The following is an 8137-nucleotide window of genomic DNA, read 5'->3' as shown; positions in this document are numbered from 1 at the left end:
CGCGCGCCGGTGAACAGCTCCGCGCCGTGCGCGTGGGCATCGGGCAGGTAGTTCATCAGGGTCGTGTTCTTGGCCCCCACGTTGCAGCCGCTGGTGCAATCGCCGCACAGGGTGCACTTGGGCTGCACCACGCCGAACGGGTTCTTCTGATCGACGAAATTCACGGCGATGGGCGGCCGGTAGAAGGGCTGGCGCATCGCCTGCGCGGATGCCTGCAGCGCGCCGAGCTTGTTCAGGGGCGGGAACTCGCTCGGGTAGGGGCTCGGATCCAGCATCGCCCGAGCCCGCTCGGCATAGGGCGCCAGCAGGTCGGGATCCTGCCTGAAGGGCTCGGGCCAGTCGGCGCTGAGAAACAGGCGCTTGTCCATCTCCAGCACGACGTTGGCATTGATGAGCGAGGTGCCACCCAGGCCGGCACCGACCAGGGCCAGCATGTCGGGGTTCACGTGCAGGTTGTACAGGCCCTGCTCGTCGCCGATGCGGCCTTCGGCCGTGTCGATCTGCAGCTCGGCCTGCACGCCCGCGAGCGTGTCGGGGTAGGCGCCAGGCAGGATCTCGCGGCCGCGCTCCAGCACGCACACGGACACACCGGCGCGCGCCATGCGCGAGGCTGCCACCCCCGCGCCGTAGCCGGAGCCCACGACCACCACGGTGTAGTGGCCCTTGATCTGGCCCAGTGGGCTGGCGATGGTCTTCATCATGACGTCTGTGCCTCCCGTGACGGCTCTGCGCTGCGGCCCGGCGCGAAGAACTCGTCCAGCAGCCACGTCGATCGCTGCTCGATGGCGGCCTGGGCATGGCCGCTGAAATCAGCCCACAGCGCGGCATCGGGCTCGATGGCCTCGGCCAGCGCCGCCAGCAACGGGTTGGCCGCGTCGCGAAAGCCCCCCAGGCCGGCCACGTGAACGGGCTCGAGTCGACCGTTGGGCGCGTCGTTGAACAGGCGCAGCGCCGCCACGTCGAGCCGCTCGTCGATGAACAAGGCGCTGGCGCCTTGGCTGTCGACCAGGGTCGGCTGATCCACGACCCAGCCGCCGGTGTTGTAGATGGCCAGTGGCTGCCCGTAGCCGGGCACGGCGAGCTCGTCCTGGAACGGCTTGTGGGTGTGGCCGTAGACGAAGGCCGTGTCCAGCGCCGCGGCAGGCAGCCCGGCCGCCCGCGCCTGCTCGAACAATGGCCCGGCCAAGTACCAGCGCAGGTCATCCAGCGCCGCTGGCGTGGTCAGCGAGACGTTGGCATAGCGCTGCGATTGAGCGCCGCGCCCGAGCGAGGCATCGGCCACGCCAGCCAGCAACTGCCCGATCGTGAAGCCCTTCATCAAGACGGTGTCGGGATCCATGCCCAGCCCACTCAAGCGCCCCATCACCGCGTTCAACAGCCTGAGCGAGAACTGCCGCGAGGCGCCTGCATCGCACAGCACCTCGTACAGGGTCTGCATGGCCTGGCCCGATGAGCCCGCGGCGCCGAGATCCGACCAGAGGAAATCCACCCACGGGCCGTTCTGCCGCTCGATCCGGTCGATGCTCGTGGCCGCGGCACTCGCGCCCAGCACCATGTCGCTGAACGAAGTCATCACGCGATAGGTCGCGTCGGCGTAGTGCCCGTGGTGCATCAGTACGCAGCGCCCGGCCGCCGCATCGAACAGGCCCAGGTTGGGGTAGGCCACCTGCACACGGGCCTGCGCATCGCCGCTGGCCAGGCGCGTCAGCCGGGTCAGCAAGAGGCTGTCCAGCGGCGGCTCGGTGCCATCGAGCAGCAGCGGCGTGACATCCAGCGGCTGCATCGTGTCGACCAGATGCTGGTCCTGGCACATGCGCCAGAGATGGTGGTCGTGGTTGCCCGGCACGAAGACGATCTGCGGCGAGAAGACCGGTGGCGCGCTGGCGGGGAACAGCGCCTCGATGAACCACCGGTACCCGGCCTGGACATTCGCCATGTCGGCCAGCCCCATGTCCAGCACATCGCCGAGCAGGATCAACCGGGGCAAGGCGCCCGATGGGGCCGCCTCGACCATGCGGGCCACGCTGGCGCGCAGCGCACGCGCCAGCGCGACGAGGCAGGCACTCGGCCGCTCAGGGTCTGCGCGCCCGCTCGCGGTGACCTGGGTCAGCAGGCTGTTGGCTGCGCCGAGGTGCAGATCCGACAGGCAGACGTAGCGCAAGGGCGGTGGCGTCGTGTTCACGCGGGTCCTCCGTGGGTGTTGTCGTCGTCGATGTGCGCGCGGGCAATGTAGATCGCGCCCCGGCACGGCGCAGCCCGCACCGGCGCCGGGCTCACGCGATTTCAGAACGTTTCAGGCCAGCCGCGACGCGCGCCCGCGTCGGCTGCCGGCGCGCTTCAGGACGCTTCAGGAACGGCTCAGAAGCCTTCAGCCCCGAGCGGGCCTGCCCTTGGAAGACTGCAGGCCATGGAGGCGGCAACGCCTTCATGCACAAGCCGCGCACACAGGCCCGATCCGGGGCCCCACGCGGCCATCCGTCACCCACTCCGACCAACGAGGCACATCATGAGCGACAGCAAAACCTTCAGCGGCGTCACGCCCGCCATCTTCAGCTGCGTGAAGACCACGTCCGCAGAACAGCACGGCACGACCTACGACCCGCCCAATGCCAACCAGGGCATCAGCACGACGAAGGGCACGGGCTGGATCGTGAAGCTGAAGTTCGAGTTCGACCCGGCCGACGGGGACCTGAAGTACACGGTCGTCGAGAAGAGCTGGATCGTCCCCATCAGCGCGGTCTGGAACGGCATCGGCGACACCATCAACGGCTGCCGCAAGAAGGCCGCGTCGGCCTGACGCGGGCCCACGGCCATGACCTCGATCGACGAGACAACTCAACTCACGCCACTGGGAGCCACCATGACAACCGATTCCAACCGCCCGCCCGTGGAAAGGGCGTGGATGTCCGAGCTTCGGCATACCGCCTCGAGCGAAGGTTTTCTCGCCGCCTGGTCCATGTACCTGCATGGCGCCAAGGAGGTCATCGGCCTGGGGCAGGCCGCGCCGCACATCACGCTCGACCAGCTCCACGAGCTGGTCCTGGCCGATGACGCGCTGGCCTCGCACGTGGGCGGCCTGTCGGGCAACGGTGGCCAGGCGGCCGACCGTGCCAGCGATGCCCCGCGCAGCCCACCCGCAGCGCCCGCAGCACCCGCCCCCACCGCCGACCTGCTCGTTCCGAGCGACTTCATCGAAGGCAACGGCCAACCCGTCGAGCGGCTGCCAGACCTGGCCTTTCAGAACTGGGGGCGCACGGTGTCGAACACCCCCGCCTTGACCTGCTTTCCCAAGACCAAGGCCGGCCTCTGCGCGATCGTGCGTTGGGCCGCAGCCAACGGCAAGCGCGTGCGCGGTGCCGGCTACCGCCACACCTGGACGTCGCTGTATGCCGCCGACGGCGAGGTGCTGGTCTCGATGCTGCCCTTGCCGGTGGTGACCGAGCTGCCCGCCGTCGAACCGCCCATCGACCCCGACGACGAACTCCAAGGCATCGCCATCACCGGCTACATCGAAGAGCAAGGCGTCAAGAAGGCCTTGTGCCGCATCGGGGCCGCCACCACCAACGAGCAGTTCCGCCGATGGTGCCTGAGCGGACAAGGCGGCGATTGGAACTGGACGCTGCCACTGAACGTGATCATGGTGGAGATCACCTTCGGCGGCAGCAACGCCCCGGTCTGCCACGGTGCCGGCTGGCGCAACCAGACCCTGAGCGACCTCGTCACCGAGATCGAATTCGTCAACGCCCGAGGCGAGCTGCAGACGGTGAACGACCCCGAGCTGCTGAAGTCGGCCGCCGGCGCGTTCGGCCTGCTGGGCATCGTCACCGCGCTGACGATCAAGCTCGATCCGATGACCTACGCCGCACTCGAGCCCCGCCGCCAGCGCCTGGCCCTGGCCGTTCCGCCACCCGAAGGCTTCGCCGTGCCGGCCCAGGTGGACATGAGCGGCGTCACGCCGCAAGACCTGGCGCAGGCCCGTGCCGACTTCGTGTCGCGTTGCGAGAACGACTACTACGCCGAGTGGTTCTGGTTCACCTTCCAGCCCGATTGCTGGATCAACACCTGGCGCAACGACGGCCAGCGCCAAGACGCCGTCGACTACCCCAGCCCGCTGGACACCGACGCGCAGGAACTGCAGGAGTACCTCGCCGGCCTGCTGATCGACACGCGCCTGTTCAACGCCCTGCCCGAGGCCGTGCAGGCCATGGCGCTGGGCAGCAGCGCGATGGCGTTCCTGCCCACCAAGGGCGCCACCACGCCGCTGATCGACGGGCTCCATTTCCGCCGCGGCATCCAGAACATGCGCGTGCTGGACATGGAGTTCGAGATCCCCATCCCCGAGCGCGCCGACGCGCCGGGCCAGCCCGACTGGGCCTTGTGCCAGCGGGCATGGTGGGACGCTATCGCCACCGTCTACGCGGTCTTCGAATCGCAGGGCATCGTGCCCATGCGCCTGACCATGGAGATGCGCGTGATGGGAGGCTCCGGCATCACCATGGCGCCCCAGCGGGGCAACGATCTCGGCACCTGCTCGATCGAGGTGCTGACCACCTTGAACACGGATCCGGGCGACTGGGCCAAGCTGATGCAGCAGATCACCGATGCCTGGGCGCGCTACACCGACGCACAAGGCCGGCCGCTCAACATTCGCCCCCACTGGGCCAAGCAATGGCAGGGCCTGAACCTGCGGGGCCAGGCCATCGAAGACTACCTGCGCACCGTGGCCTACAAAGACGAACTCGAGACCTTCCGCGAGGCCCTGGTCAGCATCGCCGGTGCAGGCGGCTACTCACTTGCCGACATCCGGCAGCGCTTCTCGAACCCGCTGATCGACAAGGTGTTCGCGCCCGCGCTGCAGGATGGACCCGGGTCTGAGTGATGCCTCAGTGCGTGGCCACGGGGATGAGCACGAAGTGCCGCACCCGGCCCTGCACGGTGTCAAAGCCGTAGGCGAGGATCTGGCCCTTGTCGTTGATCGACTGGGCCGTCCCGAGCGTGACGCCCGTCGGCAGCTTGACCTGCTCGTTCAGGTCGCTGATCACGCCGTTCGTCCAGATCACGGCGCGATCGGTAGAGGACGGATAGCCTGCGCGCCCGACGGCAACGTTGCTGTTGTTGATGTCGAGCGCCTCGCTCCACGATCCGGCCACCAGCGGGGGCAGTTCGTCGATCACGCCGTCATGCCAGACGCAGCCATGGGTCAGGAAATTCGCCACGGAGCAATAGCCCGCCACCCAGCCTGCGTCGTTGATGGCGAGGGCTCCATCGCCGTACGCATCGGTGTAGCCCAGACCGCCGAGATCGATCAGCACGCCGTTCACCCATTTGACGGCATGCGTGCCGGAATTGCGAACACGATTCGAACCACCGGCGATCGCACCGGCCGCGTTGATCGCGCCCGCGTAGGTGAACCTTCCGCCGAGTGCTGGCAGCTCGGTGAGGACGCCCGCCTCCCAGCGGAACGCATGCTGGCGGTAATCCGCCGTGACGAAACTGCCGGTCACCACCCCGCTCGTGTTGACGTCCCAGGCATAGCTGCCGATGGTGTCGTCAGCGGGGAACAGCGCGATGGCCGCCTTGCCCGCCGGTTTGTAGAAGGCCATGTCCCCCGGCGAGTTCATGGCGTAGCCGACGGTATCGCCAAGGTCGTTGATGCCGTAGGTTCGGCTGTAGGCCGCGCCGAAGGGCTGGAACTGCGCGTAGCCCCTGCGCGCGTTCAGGATGAAGGAATCGTTCAGGAACGCATTGTTCGGATCATCGGTATGGCCGGCGACGCTGCCGGTATTGTTCATGGCATACGGCCACACAGGCGGGCTGCCCACCGGGCCGAGCACCTCGCGTGCGCGATAGGCCGCCGCGGCGTGGGCTGCGCCGGCGATGGCCAGCAACAGTGCGAGGCTGGCGCGCACAGCAATGGAACGGGTCATGGCCGACATCGAAATCTCCCTGGCTTGTGATCGTGATGGTGTCCGCATTCTTGCCGAGCCGCACGCAACGTCACGGCTTTTTCGCGTCCTCCACGCTGGCGGCCGCGGCAGGCGCCGGCCGGGCGGCCGGCTTCTCGGCCGCATCCCAGTGCTCGGCGATCTTGCCGCCTTCGATGCGGAACATGTCGAACCAGGTGGTCGTGTACTTGCGGCTCGCATCCTGCGGATCGGGCAGCTCGCGCACGAAGCCGAGCACGACGAGGTCCCCTTCGGCCGTGATCGAGACCAGCGGCGCCGCCACCTTGGCCTGGATGGGGCCGGGCTTCTTGAACCGGCCGAAGAACTGCACGAAGGCCGCGCGCCCAGTGGGCACGTTGGGGTTGTGCTGCGCGTAGCCCTCGGCCATGTACTTCTCGGCCAGCTCGAGGTGGCCCGCCTCGAACACCTCGCGCCAGAAGTCATAGACCAGGCGCTTGTTCTGCGCCAGCTTTGGATCGGGGCTGGCGAGCAGCGCGCTGTGATCGGTGGTGGGGACGACGGGGAGTTGGGCGTGTGCCGCGCTGGAGAGGCCGAGGGCCAGGGCTGCGAGGGCGGATGCGAGCGCGATGCGATGCAGATTCATGCGGGTGCGGTGCGGAGCCGATCAAGGCGGTGGATTCTGCAGCGTTCCGCATCACAACACCTAATCCGCGAAGGGGTGGGTGCACCACTGCTGCTCGCAGGGCTCGCCGTCGTGGTTGCCATCCATCTGCACACCAGGGCAGTTCTTCAGGAAGAACTTGGCCTCGGCACACGAGGTCATCTGCGAGCAGTGGGTGCGGCCGTCGCAATGGAAGCGCTCGCTCGGCGACGGTGCAGCCTCTTCCGCCGCGGCAAATGGCGCTCTCTCACTCAGGCTCTGGACGCCGCGCGCTCGCGACTCGTAGTGCCGCCAGCCCCAACCCGCGAGCGCAACCACCATGACCAGCGCGATGACCGGCACGCCGACGGACCTGCGAGCGCTGCGCGGTGGATGCGATCGACGCGGCGCGTCAGACGGCGCACCGACCGCCTGCCGCATCACCTTCACAGCCTGCGGATTGCCATCCCGGCCCCGGCCCAATTCGTAGGTCACCGTCTCACCGACAGTCGGCCGCGTGCCATCGCGCGGCAAGGCGCTGATGTGCACGAAAACTTCAACGCCGCCGTGCCGCGGCGCAATGAAGCCGAAGCCGCGGTCGTCGTTCCAGGATCGGAGGGTGCCGGTCAAGCGCATAGGTGATGCGTTGGTGTTGGCGAAGCTACCGCCTTGGAAGAAGAACACTGATCACCGTTGATTCAACGGGGAGTCCCTGTAAGGGGTTAGGCCGCTCAGTCCCAATGTTGAAGCACGACAGCTTTTGGATGGGCAAACCTGAAGGATCGAGTTGAGCCATCGGCTTCAAACCTTGATGCGAATTGACCGAAAGATGCGTCGGAGTATCGGTTCCAGCCGTTAAGCATGGAGCCATACATTGCTGGCTTCGCAGATTCTGAGCCTTGTATCAGATAGAGCGTCGAGCGGGCAAACGGATGCTCCTCCCCAAACGTGTAGTTCGGCAGACGGGATGCTGCGAGGATAGCCTTAGGAAAGATCTCAAATGCGGTGTTCACTGGGCCTTGTATTTGATGCGCGATGCTTTCCAAGAACTGGTGCAGTTCTCTGGAGCATAGGAGAAGGAATAGCAAGATCTCCCATACCAGTGCCGTGATGGAGAACACCTGCTGATCTTTGTGGAAGACGCCGCTCGGGCATAGGGCACCGCCTTCGACTCCTTCAATGAAGTAGCCATGCAAGCAACCATTGTTGCCTGCATGGCTGTACTCCAGAGAGAAAAGCCTGATTCGAGATTGTTGATGCTTGATTGCATTTGCGAACGCAGAGATGAAGCGCTTGTGTCTCTTGATCTCTTTCTGCAGTTTTCGATATGACGCATTCTTGTCGCGGTGCGATGTGCTTACGAAGAATCCCGACGCTATGGAGTCAATGTCGTCCACGTGCTCAGCGGCAGCGTAGACGGACAGTTCAACGTAGTCGATGATTTGGTTCAGCGTCGTTGTCTCATGCTCGAGTGGTTCAAGTCGGGTCGATGCTCGAAAGTAAGTATCCAGCCGTTGACAAAGTGACTCTGTCTTGTTGCAGACGCGCGAAACCGATGTGTTGTAGATTCCAAGGGGCAGTCGCAAGTTTC

At 66.2% G+C, this 8137-nt stretch carries 8 protein-coding genes; 2 read left to right on the top strand and 6 right to left on the bottom strand.

Features of this window, described 5'->3' with window-relative positions; genetic code table 11:
• Together VJ693_RS13990 and VJ693_RS13985 are read right to left on the bottom strand one after the other, a co-directional pair.
• A partial coding sequence (locus tag VJ693_RS13990) for a GMC family oxidoreductase N-terminal domain-containing protein (RefSeq protein ID WP_324155047.1) occupies positions 1 to 701 on the bottom strand: 701 nt, incomplete at its 3' end.
• On the bottom strand, positions 698 to 2182 hold the full coding sequence (locus VJ693_RS13985; RefSeq protein ID WP_324155046.1) for a hypothetical protein: 1485 nt from the start codon (positions 2180 to 2182) through the stop codon (positions 698 to 700). The genes VJ693_RS13985 and VJ693_RS13990, both read right to left, overlap by 4 nt.
• Before the next feature lie 324 nt (positions 2183 to 2506).
• On the opposite strand from VJ693_RS13985, the gene VJ693_RS13980 reads away from it, so the two are divergent.
• Together VJ693_RS13980 and VJ693_RS13975 are read left to right on the top strand one after the other, a co-directional pair.
• On the top strand, positions 2507 to 2797 hold the full coding sequence (locus VJ693_RS13980) for a hypothetical protein (protein ID WP_324155044.1): 291 nt from the start codon (positions 2507 to 2509) through the stop codon (positions 2795 to 2797).
• Between the two features lie 63 nt (positions 2798 to 2860).
• On the top strand, positions 2861 to 4879 hold the full coding sequence (locus tag VJ693_RS13975; protein WP_324155042.1) for a hypothetical protein: 2019 nt from the start codon (positions 2861 to 2863) through the stop codon (positions 4877 to 4879).
• Positions 4880 to 4883: 4 nt separating this feature from the next.
• On the opposite strand, the gene VJ693_RS13970 is transcribed toward VJ693_RS13975, so the two are convergent.
• The 4 genes from VJ693_RS13970 to VJ693_RS13955 form a co-directional block, all read right to left on the bottom strand.
• Entirely contained in the window at positions 4884 to 5936 is a 1053-nt protein-coding gene (locus VJ693_RS13970; protein ID WP_324155041.1) for a hypothetical protein, read from the bottom strand.
• Between the two features lie 61 nt (positions 5937 to 5997).
• The gene (locus VJ693_RS13965; RefSeq protein WP_324155039.1) at positions 5998 to 6549 is read right to left on the bottom strand and encodes a nuclear transport factor 2 family protein; all 552 of its coding nucleotides are present in this window, start codon (positions 6547 to 6549) and stop codon (positions 5998 to 6000) included.
• 60 nt (positions 6550 to 6609) lie between these two features.
• Positions 6610 to 7230, bottom strand: coding sequence for a cold shock domain-containing protein (locus VJ693_RS13960; protein WP_324155038.1), 621 nt, complete (start codon positions 7228 to 7230; stop codon positions 6610 to 6612).
• 47 nt (positions 7231 to 7277) lie between these two features.
• Positions 7278 to 8137: hypothetical protein (locus tag VJ693_RS13955; protein ID WP_324155037.1), on the bottom strand; the 860-nt coding region annotated here is incomplete at its 5' end.

Origin of the sequence: Ideonella sp. (assembly GCF_035254525.1) — a bacterium.
GTDB lineage: Bacteria > Pseudomonadota > Gammaproteobacteria > Burkholderiales > Burkholderiaceae_C > Ideonella.
Note: the sequence above shows the minus strand (reverse complement) of the source record. Positions and strands in the feature narration are given on the sequence as shown.